This window comes from Pelistega suis, from assembly GCF_013133795.1.
Lineage (GTDB): Bacteria > Pseudomonadota > Gammaproteobacteria > Burkholderiales > Burkholderiaceae_B > Taylorella > Taylorella suis.
This window is the reverse complement of the sequence record NZ_JABGBN010000004.1, coordinates 14,948-32,191: the sequence shown is the minus strand read 5'-3', so window position 1 is coordinate 32,191 and position 17,244 is coordinate 14,948. Positions and strand designations below refer to the sequence as shown.

At 41.6% G+C, this 17,244-nt stretch carries 16 protein-coding genes and 3 tRNA genes; 5 read left to right on the top strand and 14 right to left on the bottom strand.

The window, feature by feature from the left end; all coding sequences use genetic code 11:
* Positions 1-30: 30 nt before the first annotated feature.
* The 3 genes from HKX39_RS06340 to HKX39_RS06330 all read right to left on the bottom strand — a co-directional run bounded on the left by HKX39_RS06340 (position 31) and on the right by HKX39_RS06330 (position 2,174).
* A complete protein-coding gene (locus tag HKX39_RS06340; RefSeq protein ID WP_171680488.1) occupies positions 31-834 on the bottom strand; it encodes a UDP-2,3-diacylglucosamine diphosphatase in 804 nt (267 codons plus the stop codon).
* 14 nt (positions 835-848) lie between these two features.
* Complete coding sequence (locus HKX39_RS06335; RefSeq protein ID WP_306441979.1) at positions 849-1,355, bottom strand: peptidylprolyl isomerase; 507 nt, start codon at positions 1,353-1,355, stop codon at positions 849-851.
* Positions 1,356-1,457: 102 nt separating this feature from the next.
* Positions 1,458-2,174, bottom strand: a complete 717-nt coding sequence (locus HKX39_RS06330; RefSeq protein ID WP_343043422.1) for a tetratricopeptide repeat protein — start codon at positions 2,172-2,174, stop codon at positions 1,458-1,460.
* A 183-nt stretch (positions 2,175-2,357) separates the two neighbouring features.
* Here HKX39_RS06330 and cysS point away from each other — a divergent pair, with 183 nt between their 5' ends.
* The 3 genes from cysS (at position 2,358) to tilS (ending at position 5,838) form a co-directional block, all read left to right on the top strand.
* Complete coding sequence (gene cysS / locus HKX39_RS06325) at positions 2,358-3,806, top strand: cysteine--tRNA ligase (protein WP_171680587.1); 1,449 nt, start codon at positions 2,358-2,360, stop codon at positions 3,804-3,806.
* 63 nt (positions 3,807-3,869) lie between these two features.
* Positions 3,870-4,832: an acetyl-CoA carboxylase carboxyltransferase subunit alpha gene (locus HKX39_RS06320; RefSeq protein ID WP_171680486.1), complete on the top strand. Its 963-nt coding sequence runs from the start codon at positions 3,870-3,872 to the stop codon at positions 4,830-4,832.
* On the top strand, positions 4,813-5,838 hold the full coding sequence (gene tilS / locus HKX39_RS06315) for a tRNA lysidine(34) synthetase TilS (protein ID WP_425500271.1): 1,026 nt from the start codon (positions 4,813-4,815) through the stop codon (positions 5,836-5,838). The genes HKX39_RS06320 and tilS overlap by 20 nt, the downstream gene beginning before the upstream one ends.
* A 22-nt stretch (positions 5,839-5,860) precedes the next feature.
* Here the strand turns inward: tilS and HKX39_RS06310 are convergent, their stop codons facing one another.
* The 6 genes from HKX39_RS06310 to HKX39_RS06285 form a co-directional block, all read right to left on the bottom strand.
* Entirely contained in the window at positions 5,861-6,772 is a 912-nt protein-coding gene (locus HKX39_RS06310; protein ID WP_171680484.1) for a DMT family transporter, read from the bottom strand.
* A gap of 14 nt (positions 6,773-6,786) precedes the next feature.
* Positions 6,787-8,457, bottom strand: coding sequence for an AMP-binding protein (locus HKX39_RS06305; RefSeq protein WP_171680483.1), 1,671 nt, complete (start codon positions 8,455-8,457; stop codon positions 6,787-6,789).
* 175 nt (positions 8,458-8,632) lie between these two features.
* Positions 8,633-8,710, bottom strand: a tRNA-Arg gene (locus HKX39_RS06300).
* 36 nt (positions 8,711-8,746) lie between these two features.
* Positions 8,747-8,824: transfer RNA gene (locus tag HKX39_RS06295), tRNA-Arg, on the bottom strand.
* A gap of 95 nt (positions 8,825-8,919) precedes the next feature.
* Positions 8,920-10,518 carry an ABC transporter substrate-binding protein gene (locus tag HKX39_RS06290; RefSeq protein WP_171680482.1) on the bottom strand — a complete coding sequence of 533 codons (1,599 nt, stop codon included), beginning with the start codon at positions 10,516-10,518 and terminating at the stop codon, positions 8,920-8,922.
* A 216-nt stretch (positions 10,519-10,734) separates the two neighbouring features.
* Positions 10,735-11,163, bottom strand: a complete 429-nt coding sequence (locus HKX39_RS06285; protein ID WP_171680481.1) for a hypothetical protein — start codon at positions 11,161-11,163, stop codon at positions 10,735-10,737.
* 203 nt (positions 11,164-11,366) lie between these two features.
* On the opposite strand from HKX39_RS06285, the gene HKX39_RS06280 reads away from it, so the two are divergent.
* Entirely contained in the window at positions 11,367-12,806 is a 1,440-nt protein-coding gene (locus HKX39_RS06280; RefSeq protein ID WP_171680480.1) for an alanine/glycine:cation symporter family protein, read from the top strand.
* Between the two features lie 178 nt (positions 12,807-12,984).
* Here HKX39_RS06280 and HKX39_RS06275 read toward each other — a convergent pair whose 3' ends face one another.
* From HKX39_RS06275 to HKX39_RS06255, 5 genes are all read right to left on the bottom strand, one after another.
* Entirely contained in the window at positions 12,985-13,197 is a 213-nt protein-coding gene (locus tag HKX39_RS06275) for a HepT-like ribonuclease domain-containing protein (protein WP_343043426.1), read from the bottom strand.
* A gap of 67 nt (positions 13,198-13,264) precedes the next feature.
* Positions 13,265-13,558, bottom strand: coding sequence for a nucleotidyltransferase family protein (locus tag HKX39_RS06270; RefSeq protein WP_171680478.1), 294 nt, complete (start codon positions 13,556-13,558; stop codon positions 13,265-13,267).
* 421 nt (positions 13,559-13,979) lie between these two features.
* Entirely contained in the window at positions 13,980-14,381 is a 402-nt protein-coding gene (locus tag HKX39_RS06265) for an Arm DNA-binding domain-containing protein (protein ID WP_171680477.1), read from the bottom strand.
* A gap of 197 nt (positions 14,382-14,578) precedes the next feature.
* Positions 14,579-14,672, bottom strand: a tRNA-Ser gene (locus HKX39_RS06260).
* Positions 14,673-14,813: 141 nt separating this feature from the next.
* A complete protein-coding gene (locus HKX39_RS06255) occupies positions 14,814-16,076 on the bottom strand; it encodes an aspartate kinase (RefSeq protein ID WP_171680476.1) in 1,263 nt (420 codons plus the stop codon).
* Between the two features lie 196 nt (positions 16,077-16,272).
* Between HKX39_RS06255 and HKX39_RS06250 the strand changes: the two genes are divergently transcribed.
* Positions 16,273-17,223 carry a 2-hydroxyacid dehydrogenase gene (locus HKX39_RS06250; protein WP_171680475.1) on the top strand — a complete coding sequence of 317 codons (951 nt, stop codon included), beginning with the start codon at positions 16,273-16,275 and terminating at the stop codon, positions 17,221-17,223.
* The last annotated feature ends 21 nt before the right edge of the window (positions 17,224-17,244 follow it).

The window sequence follows — 17,244 nt, the reverse complement described above, 5'->3', positions numbered from 1 at the left end:
ATAGGTGAAATACTTATGGAGGGTAATTTATTATTGAGGGGGTTTAACGAGGGAATGTAAGGTTAAACCCGATGGATGAATATTTAGGTAAGCTGCTCGAGGGGTAGCGTTATCCATATCCCAATCACTTAAAACATAGCGTAGGCGTTTTTTGTTATTAATGGTGCTGATAAGGTAATGTATGGCTTCTTTATGAGTATGCCCATGCACGACGTAATCAATCTCAGGGTATTGCTGGATAATTTTATCAAGTGTTTTGCTATCAATATCGTAATCACGGTGATAGTTGGCATTTTGTTGACGTTGGGCAGTCTTACTGCGTTGGCGTAAGAAATTAGCAATACCTTGTCGCCATGTTAATGGTAGATTTAAGAAAACCCCTTGTATAGCAGGACAGCGTAAAATCTTGCGTAACCGCATATAGCCCTTATCATGGGTACATAACTCATCACCATGGCTCATAAAAATGACACCAGCATCAGTTTTTAAAAGGACTTGTTCTGGTAGTAAATGAATGCCTAAGCGTTGGCATAAATCAGCACCGACTAAAAAATCACGGTTGCCATGGATAAAGTAAATAGGAATTTTTTGAGCGCAGTCAGCAAGTGCTATTAGGGCTTGTTGTAACCAAGGTTCTGGGTGCGTAAATGCTAAATCGTCTCCAAACCATACATTAAAAATATCGCCTGCTAAAATTAAGGCCTTGGCTTCTTGACTGGCTTGTTGGAGAAATTGGAAGAAGGTTTGATTGGTATGAGGGATATGTGGCCCCAGATGGACATCTGAAGCCACATACAGTGGTCCTGACAAGGTAATGGATGTAAGGTTAGCCACTAGAATTAAGCGTATTATTCTACAACAGAGGCTTTTTCGATGATAACGTCTTCAACAGGCACATCACCATGGAAACCACGAGAACCTGTGCGTACACCTTCGATAGCGTCTACGACTTCTGTGCCTTCGACAACTTTACCGAATACCGCATAACCCCAACCTTGTGGTGTAGGTGCTGTGTGGTTTAAGAAGTCATTGTTGTTTGAGTTGATAAAGAACTGTGCACTTGCAGAGTGTGGGTCGCTTGTACGAGCCATTGCAATCGTGTATTTGTCGTTGGTTAAGCCGTTGTTGGCTTCGTTTTCGATCGGTGCATGAGTTTCTTTTTGTTTCATGCCAGGTTCAAAACCACCACCTTGAATCATAAAACGTTTAATAACGCGGTGGAAAATCACGCCGTTATAGAAACCTTCTTTAACGTAAGTAAGGAAGTTGGCTGTTGTTTTTGGTGCTTTTTCAGCATTAAGTTCTAAAACGATAACGCCTTTGTTGGTTTCTAATTTAACGCGTGGGTTAGACATAGTAGTTTCCTTTGTTTGGGCTTGTGCAGTTTGTGTAACAGGCATCATAAAGACACTAGCTAGCACTAAACTGTTTAAGCAATGTTTAATAAAATGCATGGACTATTTTCCATTTAAAAATTGTTGAAGTTGCTGTGCATTGGCACGAGCCCCTTTTGCTCCTTGGCTTGCAGCTTTATCAAAAGACTGCTTAGCTAGAAGCGTATAGATGAGGCCAATGTTCTGATTTGCAATAGCATAGTTAGGACGGATAGTTAAGGAGGTTTGCAACGATGTGAGTGCCTCATCTAGCGAGCCAACCTTCATTTGAATAACGGCCATATTATTCCAAGGCTCTGCAAGCTCTGGGTAGTTAAACGTCATCTCTCGATAAATAGAAAGCGCTTTTGTCGCTTCGCCTTTAGCGGCATAAGCACGTGCTTCTAAAAAGAGCAGTTGCACATCTGTCCCTGGACTAGATAGTTTGTCTGCCTTGGTTTTGAGTTTGGTAATTTCACGTAAGGCACTATCGAAATGACCTTGTTCGATAAGACGGTTAATCCGTAGAGCAGCTTGGGCTGCTGTTTCAGGAATCCGCGTATCAACACTAGGCTCTAGCTTTTTTAGAATATTGGCAACGGTTTCTGAACCACCCTCGGGAGGCGGTTCAAAACCTGTGACATATTGAGTGTTGTCAATGGGACGAATCTCTCCCTGACCGCTCTCACCAGGAATAGCATCAGGGACAGTCGGTAATTCTGAGAGCGGCACAAATTGCGCTGTCACCATGGTAGGGGTAAGCAGCAAGCTCATACCTAGAATAAAGGCGAGTCGATTCACTAGAACTCCAATTCTTTAAATCTTTAAATTAACCACTTAATTTTCATGCAGTAAATTGAGTGGATTGTTATACTTAATCCTTTATATTTTAGCCTTAGTTTGCGTAAAGGATATGCAAACTATCCTATTGTTTGCGTAAAATTTTGTGGTTACGCCTAAAAAATCCATCGTTGAGAATTTATTATCATGTTGATTTATAACTCTTTATCACGTCAAAAAGAACCATTAAAAACGGTAGAAGATAAAAAAGTTCGTATGTATGTGTGTGGTATGACAGTCTATGATTTCTGTCATTTAGGACATGCACGTATGTTGGTGAGTTTTGATGTCGTGCAACGTTGGTTGCGTGTTAAAGGGTACGAAGTGAATTATGTGCGTAACGTGACGGATATTGACGATAAAATCATTAAAAAAGCAGTCGCCACGGGGCAGTCATTAAGTCAAGTGACGAGTTTTTATACCGATGCGATGCACGCAGATGAAAAGGCTTTAGGAGTGCAAGCGCCGACGCATGAGCCACGTGCGACTCAACATGTACCGGGTATGTTACAAATCATTCAGGATTTAGAAAAAAATGGTTTGGCTTATCAAGGAGATGACGGTGATGTGAACTTTGCTGTACGAGGTTTTGAAGGGTATGGCAAATTATCAGGTCGTTCATTAGATGATTTACGTGCAGGAGAGCGTATTGCGGTATCGGATAGCAAGCGTGATCCGTTAGACTTTGTGTTATGGAAATCAGCAAAAGCAGAAGAGCCAGAGGATTCTAAATGGGATTCTCCATATGGCTGGGGGCGTCCGGGCTGGCATATTGAATGCTCTGCGATGAGTAAGGCCTTATTAGGATTGCCCTTGGACATTCATGGTGGTGGTCCGGATTTGAAATTCCCTCACCATGAAAATGAAATTGCGCAGACAGAGGGCGCTTATGGTGGCACACTCGCTAATACCTGGATGCATTGTGGTCCATTGATGGTCGATAATGACAAAATGTCAAAGTCTTTGGGTAATTTCCGTACTATTCGTCAGACTATTGGTGCTGATGAATCGGCAAACGACTCTGCTGAATATGTCTTTAATGTGCGAGAAGCCGAGATGTTGCGTTTCTTTATTGTGCGTAATCATTATCGTAGCGCGCAGAATTTTACGCCAGATAATTTATTTGATGCACAAGCTGCTGTCGATCGACTCTATCAGACTTTGCATAATGTAGGTTATGACGAGGTTGAGGTGGATTGGGAAAGTTGCTATGCCGCCGAATTTGCACAAGCGATGGATGATGATTTTAATTCTTCATTGGCGGTATCGGTCTTATTTGATTTAAATACCGCAGCTAATCGTGAAAAGTCTAAAGCTTTAGCTGGTCAGTTGCGAGCCTTAGGTGGTGTGTTGGGCTTATTGCAACAAGACCCAGCACAATATTTGCGCTCGGCAACACGTTATACGCGTCATGCAGCCAGCCAGACCGAGCAAATGGATGAGGCACAAATTAATGCGCTCATTGAACAACGAGTACAGGCGAAGAAAGATAAAGACTTTGCTAGAGCTGATGCGATTCGACAATCCCTAAAAGAAGCGGGAGTTGAGTTAGAGGATAAGCCGGGTGGTATTACCCAATGGCGTCGTGTATAGGTTATAATAACGCACGAACTAGGTCGAATAGACTGTAGATAAAGAATTTAGGTGACAGCCATTATGAAAAAAACATATTTAGAGTTTGAAAAGCCAATTGAAGAATTAGAACAAAAAATTGAACAATTGCGCAATGTTTCTACTGAGTCTGCTGTGGACATTTCCGAAGAAATTGGTCGTCTTCAGCAAAAAGCAGAAACCCAGACTAAAAACATCTATGAGAAACTCACGCCATGGCAAACCGCTTTGGTTGCTCGTCATCCACAGCGTCCCTATACAATGGATTATGTGAATGATATTTTTACGGATTTCCATGAACTCCATGGTGATCGTATGTATGCGGATGACCAATCTATCGTAGGTGGTTTAGCACGTTTTAATGGTGAGGCGTGCATGGTGATTGGTCACCAAAAAGGTCGAGATACTAAGGAGCGTGCAAAACGTAACTTCGGTATGCCAAAACCAGAAGGTTATCGTAAGGCATTACGCCTCATGCGTTTAGCGGAAAAGTTTAATTTGCCAGTATTTACTTTTGTGGATACACCGGGTGCGTATCCAGGTATTGGTGCAGAAGAGCGTGGTCAGTCAGAAGCGATTGGTCATAATTTATATGCCATGGCAGAGTTAAAAGTGCCCATCATCTCTACGATTATCGGTGAAGGTGGTTCAGGCGGTGCATTAGCGATTGCCGTAGGTGATGTAGTACAGATGTTGCAATACTCAACCTATGCCGTGATTTCTCCAGAAGGTTGTGCCTCAATTTTATGGCGTAGTGCGGATAAGGCGTCTTTAGCTGCTGAAGCGTTAGCGATTACAGCCCCACGCTTAGTAGAGTTTGGTCTTGTGGATAAAGTAGTTCCAGAGCCAGTAGGTGGTGCACATCGTGACCCATCTGCAATGAGCAAAGCATTAAAACGCTCATTAAGCGATGCTTTACGCCAAGTAGAGGGCTTATCTGCACAACAACTGATTGATCGCCGTTTAGAGCGTTTAATGACCTATGGTCGTGTCGTTGAAAAAGACTAAACCATTTTTACGTGATACATTTCAAGCCAGCCGTTTATTAAAACCGCTGGCTGATTTGTTTAAGGACTTGCGTGGGCAGACGGTAGCGATTGGGTTTAGTGCGGGGGCGGATTCGGCCATGTTGGCTATCTGTGCTTCAACACTGGCTACACAATACGCGATAGATTTGCGGTTGGTGCATATTCATCATGGCTTAATGTCTCGGGCAGATGAATGGGTGAGACAAGCACAGCGTTTGGCCCAGTATTTAGCGCTTGATTTTAGTCCTATTTTTGTCGAGGTGGATAGAGCGAGTGGTCTGGGTATTGAGGGGGCGGCTCGTCAAGCTCGTTATGCGGCATTTATTCATTACGCAAAAGCGCATCAAATTAAGCATTTTTTACTCGCCCATCATTTAGATGATCAAGCTGAGACACTGTTATTGCGCTTATTACGTGGTAGTGGTGTACGAGGGATGCGAGGAATGCAGTCGGCGATTGAAAAGGATGGAATGCTATTTCATCGCCCTTGGTTAATGTGTGAGCGATCTTTTATCTTGTCTCTGGCAGAAAGTGTGTTTAAAGAGATAGGCTGGTATGCTGTCCAAGATGAAAGTAATTTGGATACAAGTTATAAACGTGGGGCAGTACGAGTAGAACTAAGTCCAGCATTAAATCAGTATTGGCCAAGCTGGAAACAAAACTTGGCTCGACATGCACGTTTAATGGAAGAGGCTCAAGCTATTGTGGACGATATGGCAGAGCTAGATTTTAAGCGCTTATTGCCCAGCGATGATCAGCGTAGTTTTTGTCTTAAAGCATGGCGCACCTTACCGTCTTATCGGCAGAGTAATGTATTGCGGTATTGGTTGGCTTTATTGGGTTTGCAAATGCCGACTGAGCGGCGTTTGCAAGACTGGTTAAAGCAATTGCGTGAAGTGCATCAACTCGGCTTTGATCGAGAGGTCAGACTCCCCCATGAGGGACAGGTGATTGTGGTGAGTAAGGGGAGAGTACAGATTAGCTAAGGCGCTGTTGTGATATATAGCTTTACCTTTGTCCTTTGTGCATAACTATCATGCCCGCAATCGCCAAGGGTGCACCGATAAGTAGGGAGCTATGTAGTGGTTCACCTAAGAAAATAGCTGAGATACTAATCCCAAAAACGGGGACGAGTGCAACATAGGCTGCAGCATTGCCAGCGCCGAGTGCTTTGACACCGATAAAGAACCAGTAATAGCCTAGCACGGTCGCGCCTAGTGCCATACCGACTAAAGCACCATAAACATGCCATGAGGAATGATAGGCGGTCACCCAAGCGCTAGAACCCTCAACAATAAATGATGTGATGCATAAGAAAATCGTTCCGAAGACGGTAGAAAAGGTCGTTGCGGTGAGTGCATCAATACCACCGAGTAATTTGCGACCGATTAAGGTATAGGCCACCCAAGAAAGAACACAACCGAGTAATAGGTATTCACCAAGACCTACAGAGCCAGATAAGAAATGTAGCGGATTACCTTGAGAAATAGCATAGAGTGAACCAAAAATCGCCATGAGAATGCCGATGATAATGGTGGAATTTAGTTTTTCTTTAAATAAAATAGCGGCAAGAATGAGTGTCACCGCAGGATTGAGCGCAATAACGGCTGAAGCTTTACCTGAGGGAATCCACTGTAGAGCGATTAAAAAACAAACGGCATAAGTAAAAATGCCTGTTGCCCCTGTGGCCACTAAACCAGACCATTGTTTTGGTGTCAGTGTGCGAGCTGCGTTAAAGCGGTCGCTGCTATATAGCCAGATAAGTAAGGCAATACTGGCAATCATAAAGCGAATAGCGGATCCTGTGATGGGTGGCATATTTTGTGCCACCATACGTCCCCAAGGCCATGACGCTCCCCAAAGTACGGCCATACCGATAAGTCTAAGGTGAATGCCAAAAAGGGGAGCGGTGGGTGTCATATGATTCCTATGTACTACTGGGCTAACTCTTCCGCCATTATTTCGCGGATTTTGAATTTTTGAATTTTACCAGAAGCAGTCATTGGGAATTCATCAACTAAGCGGATGTAGCGAGGAATTTTTTGACGAGAGATTTGTCCATCGCAGAATTGACGAATATCTTCTTCGGTGAGGCTACTGCCTTCTTTGGGTTTAATCCAAGCACACAACTCTTCACCATATTTTTCGTCTGGTACACCAACCACTTGTGCTTCTAAAATCTCAGGGTGAGTATAGAGGAAGTCTTCAATTTCGCGAGGGAAAAGGTTTTCGCCACCACGAATAACAAGGTCTTTGATACGTCCCACAATTGAGCAGTAACCTTCTTCGTCCATTGTGGCGAGGTCGCCCGTATGCATCCAGCCTGATTCATCAATGGCTTCTGCTGTTTTTGCTGGATCATTCCAATAACCGCGCATAACAGAGTAACCACGTGTGCAGAGTTCACCTGGTGTGCCACGAGGGACAACGCGTCCGTCATTGTCGATAATTTTGACTTCAACATGCGGGTGAATGCGACCTACGGTGCTGACACGCTTTTCTAAGGGGTCATCGACATGACTTTGCATGCTTACTGGAGAGGTTTCTGTCATTCCGTAGCAAATTGTCACTTCAGACATATGCATTTTATCGATAACTTTTTTCATGACCTCCATTGGGCAAATGGTACCTGCCATCACACCTGTACGTAGCGAGCTGAGGTCAAACTTATTAAACTCAGGGTGATCAAGCATATTAATAAACATCGTAGGGACACCATAGGCAGCCGTACATTTTTCTTCTTCGATGGCTTTGAGGTTTTCGAGGGGATTAAACACTTGGTCATGATAAACCATCGTAGAGCCATGAGTGACGCAGGCAATATTGCCAATAACCATCCCAAAGCAGTGGAAAAGAGGAACGGCAATAGAAACAGCATCTTGGGGAGTGAGCTTAATCGTCTCAGCAATAAAATATCCATTATTCAGGATATTGTGGTGGGTCAGCATAGTCCCTTTTGGGTTACCCGTTGTGCCAGAGGTAAACTGGATATTAATAGGATCATCAAATTGTAAATGCGCTCCAATGCGAGCTAAATTCTCAAGTTCTGCAGAACTTGGCTCTTGTAAAAGAGCGGAGTAGTTGAGCATACCATCGGTTTTTTCTTCGTCGAGCTTAATCACATAACGTAGTGTCGGTGCATTTTCAGCTTTAAGCTCACCAATGGGGGCTGTTTTTAGCTCAGGGACGACATCGTAAACCATCTGGACATAGTTACTGTCTTTAAATTGAGAAATGATGACTAAACCTGAGCAACCTACTTTATTGAGAGAGTATTCTAACTCTGTACGACGATACGATGGATTCATATTAACAAGGATAATACCCGCTTTAGCGCAGGCATATTGAATAATTGTCCATTCGGCGCAGTTGGTTGCCCATAGACCTAAACGATCCCCAGGTTGAAATCCTAAGCGTAATAAGCTACATGCCACAGTATCGACTTGTTTTTTTAATGCAGAGTAGCTTAAGCGGATATTTTGATGGCGAGAGACGAGGGCGAGTTGCTCGCCAAATAGTTCACATGCTTTATCAAAATTTTGACCTAAAGTTTCGCCAAGCAATGGTTTATCAGATGCCCCATAAACATAACTCAGTTGGGTCATAAAAAGAACTCCTTTGAGAGAATAATACGAATAATGTTTTATTTTTATTGCTTGTGATTATACGACTGAGGGAAAGAGAAAGAAATTGGTACTCTTACTAGGTGAGGGATAGTGATGAGAGTATGGGCTGAAAAGCAAAACGGACTTGAATTAAATAACTCAAGTCCGTTTAATTTGGCGCGCCCGGCAGGATTTGAACCCACGACCCCTTGGTTCGTAGCCAAGTACTCTAATCCAACTGAGCTACGGGCGCATAAAACATCATATAAAGGAGATACATTATGAATATTGGCGCGCCCGGCAGGATTTGAACCCACGACCCCTTGGTTCGTAGCCAAGTACTCTAATCCAACTGAGCTACGGGCGCGTTAAGAAAATAATTATGGGGTAATTTAATTTAATTGGCAAGAAAATTTTATCTATTACCCCATAATCACGACTTTTTGTTGTATTTTTAATACATTATTTTAGGCTGACTCCTTTAAATTGCATGGAACCATAAGGGCTGACTTTATAGCCTTCGACATTTTTTGCCATAGGCACATTGACAATAGAGGTTCCTATAGGTGAAGCAGGTTTTTGTTCATGGAAAATGACTTGTGCTTGTTCATAAAGCTTGATGCGATGTTCATGGTCAGCAGAGCGCTTTGCTTCATCTAAGAGTTTTTGGAAAGGTTTATAGCAAAAACGAGAGTGATTTGAACCATTGACAGCAGCACATCCAAAAAGATTGCCTAACCAGTTGTCTGGGTCTCCATTGTCACCCGTCCAACCAACCATGCTCACTTGGTGTTCACCTTTGGATGAGCGTTTTAAATATTCTCCCCATTCATAGGTCACAATATTGGCTTTGACGCCTATTTTTGCCCAATCAGATTGAAGAAGTTCAGCCATGAGTCGACCGTTTGGATTATAGGGACGTTGGACAGGTAGGGACCATAAGTCAATCGTAAAGCCGTTGGGGTAGCCAGCTTCTGTAAGTAGGGCTTTGGCTTGTTCAATATTGTATTCCGTGGCTTTGATATCTTTGTTATAAGACCATTGAGTTGGTGGCATAGGGTTGATTGCAGCTTGTCCTTGCTCTCCATAAACCGCAGGAATTAAGCTGCTTCGATTGATGGCCATATCCAATGCACGACGAACAGCTGCATTATTGGTAGGCTCTTTCTCGGTGTTGTAATAGAGGAAACCAACATTAAAACCGGGTGCCGAGATGATTTTTAACTTATCGTTTTTCTTAAGATTAGGAATATCCGCAGGAAGCGGGTAAGCCATAAGATGGCATTCACCAGCTTGTAATTTTTGAGCACGAACCGCAGGATCTGTATTGATAGAGAAGAGTAGGTTATCCACTAAAGGCATATTCTCTTTGTCCCAATAATTTTTATTGGCCTTATAGCGAATTGAGGCGTCTTTTTGATAGCGTTGAAAAATAAAAGGACCTGTCCCTAGTGGCTCATGTGCAATATTGGCGGCTTTGCCTGTTTTTAGTAAATGTTCTAGATATTCAGCAGAGTAGATGCCACCAATGGGCATGGCAATGGTTTGTAAGAATGATGCATCAATATTGTTAAGCACCATTTTGATGGTGTAATCATCTAGTTTTTCGATAGTTTTAATGGTTTTATCCAAACTCATTTCTTTGTAATAAGGAAATTCTGCGGGATAGGCCTTATTAAAGGGGTGTTCGGCATTGGATAGACGGTCGAAGGTGTAGATGACGTCGTCAGCATTAAAGTCGCGAGTCGGTTTGAAATAATTGGTCGTATGAAACTTAACCCCTTTGCGGAGATGGAATGTATAAATCAATCCATCGTCACTCACCTCCCATGAGGCTGCTAGACCCGGCTCAATCTCTGTCGTACCGCGTTTAACTTGGATGAGGGTATTGTAGATGGGGTGAGCAGCAGCATCAAATGTAGTACCTGTTGTCGATTGAGCGGCATCAAAACTGGTGGGGCTACCTTCTGAACAGTAGATGAGCGTATTTTGTTGTTGTGCCATGACGGGCAGAGTAGATAATAAACCAGCAGTTAATAGGGCTAGGTTTAGGTTTTTCATTTTCTCATTTCCTCCAATGATTGTTGATATAGGTATTTTTGTAACATAATATTTAAATTTAGGGGAATGGAGAAAATCAGTCTATTGGTATAACTACTTAATAATATGGGATATATTTTAAATATAAAAAATTTACAAAAGTAAGATATCGATTTTGTTATATTTTGTTACTTTGTGGTTAGATAGAAATGATGTGAATGGAAAAGAGGATTAAGTCTAAAACAAATCTATTTGTCTATCATCAATAGGCTCTTGTACGACTTTAGGTACTTTTTTGGTTAAGGGTTTTTTCTTGCCAATTTTTTGTGCTGGCGTATCTTTGTTGATGGTTTTTTTGCGAGCCATTTTGGTTGGTGTTGTTTTCTTTTTGGCGGTCTTTGTTACTTTGCTGGTCTTCTTCGCAGGTGATGTTTTTGAACGGGTGGCTTGGCTTGTTGTAGAGGTTTTTGTGTCTTGGTTTTCGATATGACGTTGGCAATAACCACGGACATTATTTACGTGAGTATCAATGCCATTTAATTTTAAAAAGGCTTGAATCTTTTGGTAAGACATTTTTGCAGCACGTAATTTAGCAATCTCATGATGAAATGGCTCTAGTGCAGAGCGGGGTGTATTTTGGGCGATAAAGTCTTCAGCACTAATCATGATTCAGTTACCATCAATCGTTAGTTCAACTTAGCTTGGTTTAATTTGAGCTTAGTGTGGTGAAATTATGTTTATTTTGTGTTGTAAGTGTGTTTATTTTAGCGTAAATCTTATAAATATTTACACATAAAAAAGGTTATAAGTTAATTCTAAGTATTAATGGAGAGTACAATAGGCCTCGTTTTAATTAAGTAGGTGCTGCTATGGATAGCATTATTATTGGTTTTGAAAATCTTTTGCAATGGTTGGTAAAGACATTTGATGGTCCTTTATGGGACGCAACGGTCATCGTTTTACTGTTGGTGGGATTATTTTTTACGATTACTACAGGTTTTGTTCAGTTGCGATTATTGCCTCGTAGTTTTCGAGAGATGTGGTCAGGACGTGCATCAAGTGGTGACTCACTGACACCATTCCAAGCATTCACGACAGGTCTTGCCAGTCGTGTTGGAGTGGGTAATATTGGTGGCGTGGCAACGGCGATTGCACTAGGTGGTCCAGGTGCTGTGTTCTGGATGTGGATTACGGCACTTATCGGTATGAGTAGTGCATTTGCTGAGTCTACATTAGCACAAGTTTATAAAACACGTGATGATAAAACAGGCGTGTTTCGTGGTGGTCCTGCGTACTATATTTCCAAAGGCTTGCGTGCACCATGGTTAGGTGTGATTTTTGCAATGACCTTAATTTTCTCATTCGGTTTTGCTTTTAATGCGGTGCAGTCAAACTCTATTGTTGAGGCGACACGTAATGCATGGGGGTGGGATGCCGAGTACGTGGGTATTATTCTTGTCGTGATTACGGCGGGGATTATCTTTGGTGGTGTGAAGCGTATTGGTCAGATTTCCGCCAAAGTGGTACCACTGATGGCGTTATTCTACTTATTGATGGCCGTGATTATTTTAGGGATGAATATTGAAAAAGTGCCTGCTGTATTATCTGCGATTGTGAGTAGTGCCTTTGATTTCTCGGCAATGGCGGGTGGTATCTTTGGCTCATTATTCTCACAAGCGATGTTGATGGGTATCAAACGAGGCTTGTTTTCAAATGAAGCGGGTATGGGTTCCGCACCTAACTCGGCAGCGACATCAGATGCGAAGCACCCTGCTAGCCAAGGTCTTATCCAGATGCTAGGTGTATTTGTGGATACAATCATCGTGTGTACATGTACTGCTGTAGTCGTATTGTTATCGAATGATTATGGTAGCGAGACATTAAAAAGCGTTTCGCTCACACAAAAGGCGCTGCAATTCCATGTAGGTGAGTTTGGTATTCATTTTTTAGCCTTTATGTTGTTATTGTTCTGCTACACGTCCATCATTGGTAACTATGCCTACGCAGAAAATAATATTCGTTATATCCGTAATCATCCTGTCGTTGTGTTGGTATTCCGTCTGGTCGTGTTATTCTTCGTATACTTTGGTGCAGTGCGTGATGGTGGGATTGTCTGGGCATTTGCGGATACGGTGATGGCATCGATGGCATTAATCAACTTGGTGGTGATTGTATTATTGTCACCTATTGTATGGTTAGTCTTAAAAGATTACCAAGCACAGTTAAAAGCAGGTCAGGATCCTGTGTTTAAAGTGCAGAATCATCCATCGCTCAGCCAACGTGGAGTGGATTCAGAGATTTGGAAGTAGTCATACTGTCTTGAATTGTTAAAATAAAAAATGCCGTGCCTTATTAAGGCACGGCATTTTTGTACTTGAAAAGTATTGCAAATAAGATAGAAAAGGGTTATATGTTTTTTTATAAGTGGAGTATTGCAGAAGTGAGATAAAAAACTGCCTTAACGGCGGTTGGTTTCAATAGTAGGAATTACATTACCATTTCTGGATTTGCATCATCACGATTGATATTTTTATCTTTGAATTCATTTACAGCCTTATACACGTAAGGCATAGCCTCAATAAGTTTAGGTACAAATTCTTGCACAGTATCCCAAACTACAATAACATCTACCTCGCTATAGCCATGAACTAACCTATGTCGCATTCCTGCTATATCTTTCCAAGGAATATCTGATGCAATTTCTAAAAAGCTTCAGTAGCATAGTCTTCTATATGTTTTATATAGTCATCAATCCTTAAATCGGCACTCATAATGGAACAGCCTCCTTTAAAACAGCCTCTCTAAACTTTGCTGGCAGCGCATTTTCCTCGATAAGATCAAAATTTTCCCCGAAAAAATCTTCAAGGTCTGCACATAACCCCCCTATATCCAATAAGGTTGTTCCGGGGGAAGTAGAGACTAAAAAATCAATATCACTATTTTCAGTATCTTCTCCACGAGCGACTGATCCAAATACTCTCAAATTGCTTAGTTTTTTTCGTTTAGCAAACCGAAGTAAAATTTCATGCCTATGAATTTTTAAAAGTTCTGAGGGTTTCATATGATATCCTCCGCTTTAATCAGTATTCTTATTGTATCCCAATAAAAACACTTACCAAAGCCCACTGTATAACCAATTGTATAAGTCGTCCTGCATTTTAACCGAGAATAATAAAATTCAATTGAGTGGCTTTTTTCAGTTCCACCTCTTTATTTGACATTAGTGCTGCCATATAGAATGTCCTTCTCGCCTAATATTCTGAAAGAAAATTTGCTTTTGTTTAGTGGATGGATTAAGCCACTCTTCTAAAGTAAAAATAGCTGGTGATACTAATACATCATCTTCGAGCAAATAAGTTATAGCCTAATCTCGCTAAACTTCGTATAGTTGATTTATTATTCTGCGAAGGATCTTTTAAAATAATGGCTACATCTAAACCGCTTCGCGACTTGTTCGCTAATCTTATCCATTTATGAACTCTTCATTCATAATACCGTCTGTAGATAAGCATCATCACGCAATAATTCCTTAAGTGCTTCGGCACTTTGAATCTTTTGGCGTGTTTAAACCATTGCTTAGCTATATCCTCAAAAGTCTGTTGCTCCGCTTTTTGAAGTAATTTTTCTTGTTTACGTTTTTCTAAGGGACAAGTACCTTGAGCAATCAAGTCTTTAATTTCAGCTTGTTGTTGTCTAGCCTGTGAAAGAGAAAGCATCGGATAGCTTCCTAGAGAAATAGTTTTTCGTTTTAAATGAAAGCTATAATCTAATCGCCAATGTTTTGACCCCTTAGGAGTAATAAAAAGATAGAGACCCTTGCCATCGGTCAGTTTGTAACTTTTACTACGAGGCTTAGCGGTAGTGATTTCTTTGACTGTGAGCATAATTACGGTATTTCCTTTTTGAAAAATCAGGAACTATAAAAATACCGTAAAAAAAATACCGTAAAAAAGCATTAGCTATATGAATACATAAGCAACGCAAACAACCTTTGAAAAATAGAAATCCAGTAAAAAACCCATACAAATCAATGATTTATATGGGTTGCTTACGTTGCTTAAGTCTCTTAAAATGAGAAGACTGGCGGAAACGGAGGGATTCGAACCCTCGATACAGGTTTAAGCCCGTATGCTTCCTTAGCAGGGAAGTGCCTTCAGCCTCTCGGCCACGTTTCCGTTAAGAAATGGAATTATAACAATAAATTATCTAATAGTGCAAGAGAAATTTTAATTTTGGTTTTAACGCTTTATTCTCATAAAGAAGCTACCGATAGCATTGCTAAGGGTAGCTTGAGAAAGTGAGTCAAAAAAGCAATATTATGCTTGTGCTGGCTCTTGATCTAAGTCAAATGCCTTATGTAGCGCACGAACAGCAAGTTCCATGTATTTATCTTCGATAGCTACAGAAGTCTTAATCTCACTCGTGCTAATCATTTGGATATTTACGCCTTCTTCAGCCAATGTACGGAACATCTTACTTGCTACACCCGCATGAGAGTGCATACCGATACCCACGATAGATACTTTAGCAATCTTCTCATCAGCAATCACTTCACGAGCACCAATAGAAGGTACGACAACGGTATTAATCACTTCGATAGCGCGTTTGAAATCACCACGACCTACCGTAAAAGAGAAGTCTGTTGTGCCATCTACAGATTGGTTTTGGATAATCATATCAACATCAATATTCGCTTGAGCGATAGGGTCAAGAATATTGAATGCAACGCCTGGACGGTCTGGTACACCAAGAACAGTAATTTTTGCTTCGTCACGGCTAAATGCGATACCTGAAACTACAGCAGCTTCCATTTTTGTATTTTCCTCAAGAGTAATTAGAGTGCCCGAATTTTTTTCAACGTCGAGATCAATGTTTGGGTCAGTGAGAGAAGAGAGTACGCGTAAAGGTACTTTGTATTTACCTGCAAATTCTACAGAACGGATTTGTAGTACTTTAGAACCAAGCGATGCCATCTCAAGCATTTCTTCAAAAGAAATCATCGAAAGGCGACGTGCATCTGGTTCAACGCGAGGGTCTGTTGTATAGACACCATCGACGTCTGTATAGATTAAGCATTCATCCGCTTTGATAGCAGCAGCAATTGCCACAGCAGAGGTATCTGAACCACCACGACCAAGGGTGGTGATATTGCCTTCATCATCTACACCTTGGAAACCTGTGACTACAACAACTTTACCCAAGTCTAGGTCACGCTTAATACGGTCTCCGTCAATAGAGGTGATACGGGCTTTTGTATATGCCTTGTCAGTACGAATAGGGACTTGCCAGCCTGTATAACTACGAGCGGATACCCCAAGTGTTTGTAGGGCGATGGCTAATAGTGCACTACTTGCTTGTTCGCCGGTAGAGGCTAACATATCAAGTTCACGACGGTCAGCGAGTTCATTAATTTCTTTAGCTAAACCAAGTAGTCGGTTTGTTTCGCCAGACATGGCTGATGGAACAACAACCACTTGGTGACCTGCTGCGTGCCATTTAGCAACGCGTTTTGCAACGTTTTGGATACGTTCGATAGAACCCATCGACGTACCACCATATTTATGGACGATTAAAGACATCTTAATAAAATTAAAGGTAGAAAGGATAACCTTGTATTCTACCTATGTTTTTGAAAAATGAGTAAAAAATCCGTCATGCTAGGCAAAAATAGGACTTTGTGATACTTTTGTGTATCAAAATAGAAACGGCTTATTCTTTGTGTTTTGAGCAAATATTATCTATATGGATTTTAGTTATTAATGAAAAGGAATAGCGATGACTTTACTTTCTTCTAAACGTGTATTAGTCCTTGGTAATATGCATGAGTTGGTGTTGGAGTATTTACAGCAAAATACGGATATGGTGCAGATAAAAAAGGCAGATGAAGTAAGTCGTTTTTTAGCGAAAGAGGGTGGAAGTATCCATGCTGTGATTTCTAGTGCTTATTTGGGACTAAAAAAAGAGTGGATTGATTTATTGCCAGCATTAGAAGTGGTGTGTAATTTTGGCGTAGGTTATGACAGCACAGATGTGGAGGCGTTAAAGGCTAGAGGGATTTCTTTTAGTAATACCCCTGATGTTCTCAATGACGGGGTGGCTGATACGACAATGGCATTGTTATTGGCAACCATGCGTAAGGTTTGTCTGGCAGATAAATTTGTGCGTGCAGGAGAGTGGGAGAAAGGGGTCTTCCCTTTAACTCCCGGATTGAGTGCTAAGAAAGTAGGCATTGTTGGTTTAGGAAGCATTGGTAAGGTCATTGCTAAGCGCTTGAGCGGTTTTGATTGTGAGATTGCTTACCATAATCGACGAAAGCGAGATGATGTATCCTTCCGATACGAGGCGTCGTTAATTGAGTTGGCAAGATGGGCTGATGTTTTGATTGTCGCGACGGTAGGTGGTGCAGGAACACGTCATTTGATTAATGCGGACGTTTTAGCCGCATTGGGTCCAAAAGGCTTTTTAGTCAATATCGCGAGAGGCTCTGTTGTGGATGAGCAGGCTTTAATCACAGCTTTGCAGACAGGTACAATTGCTGGGGCAGGATTAGATGTTTTTGAGAATGAACCTTTTGTTCCGCTTGCTTTACGTCAATTGGATAATGCTGTGCTTATGCCGCATTTAGGCAGTGGGACGATAGAAACGCGGTTGGTGATGTCGCAGTTAGTGATTGCCAATTTTGAACAGTTTTATCAACAAGGAAAATTAGTGACCCCAGTGGTTTAGTCCTTGATTAATTGTATTAGC

Coding starts and splice junctions, on each gene's coding strand:
- HKX39_RS06270 (WP_171680478.1), bottom strand. CDS start 13,558: ATGAAACCCTCAGAACTTTTAAAAATTCATAGGCATGAAATTTTACTT.
- HKX39_RS06255 (WP_171680476.1), bottom strand. CDS start 16,076: ATGTCTTTAATCGTCCATAAATATGGTGGTACGTCGATGGGTTCTATC.
- HKX39_RS06280 (WP_171680480.1), top strand. CDS start 11,367: ATGGATAGCATTATTATTGGTTTTGAAAATCTTTTGCAATGGTTGGTA.
- HKX39_RS06335 (WP_306441979.1), bottom strand. CDS start 1,355: ATGTCTAACCCACGCGTTAAATTAGAAACCAACAAAGGCGTTATCGTT.
- HKX39_RS06265 (WP_171680477.1), bottom strand. CDS start 14,381: ATGCTCACAGTCAAAGAAATCACTACCGCTAAGCCTCGTAGTAAAAGT.
- HKX39_RS06285 (WP_171680481.1), bottom strand. CDS start 11,163: ATGATTAGTGCTGAAGACTTTATCGCCCAAAATACACCCCGCTCTGCA.
- HKX39_RS06320 (WP_171680486.1), top strand. CDS start 3,870: ATGAAAAAAACATATTTAGAGTTTGAAAAGCCAATTGAAGAATTAGAA.
- HKX39_RS06305 (WP_171680483.1), bottom strand. CDS start 8,457: ATGACCCAACTGAGTTATGTTTATGGGGCATCTGATAAACCATTGCTT.
- HKX39_RS06290 (WP_171680482.1), bottom strand. CDS start 10,518: ATGAAAAACCTAAACCTAGCCCTATTAACTGCTGGTTTATTATCTACT.
- HKX39_RS06310 (WP_171680484.1), bottom strand. CDS start 6,772: ATGACACCCACCGCTCCCCTTTTTGGCATTCACCTTAGACTTATCGGT.
- HKX39_RS06250 (WP_171680475.1), top strand. CDS start 16,273: ATGACTTTACTTTCTTCTAAACGTGTATTAGTCCTTGGTAATATGCAT.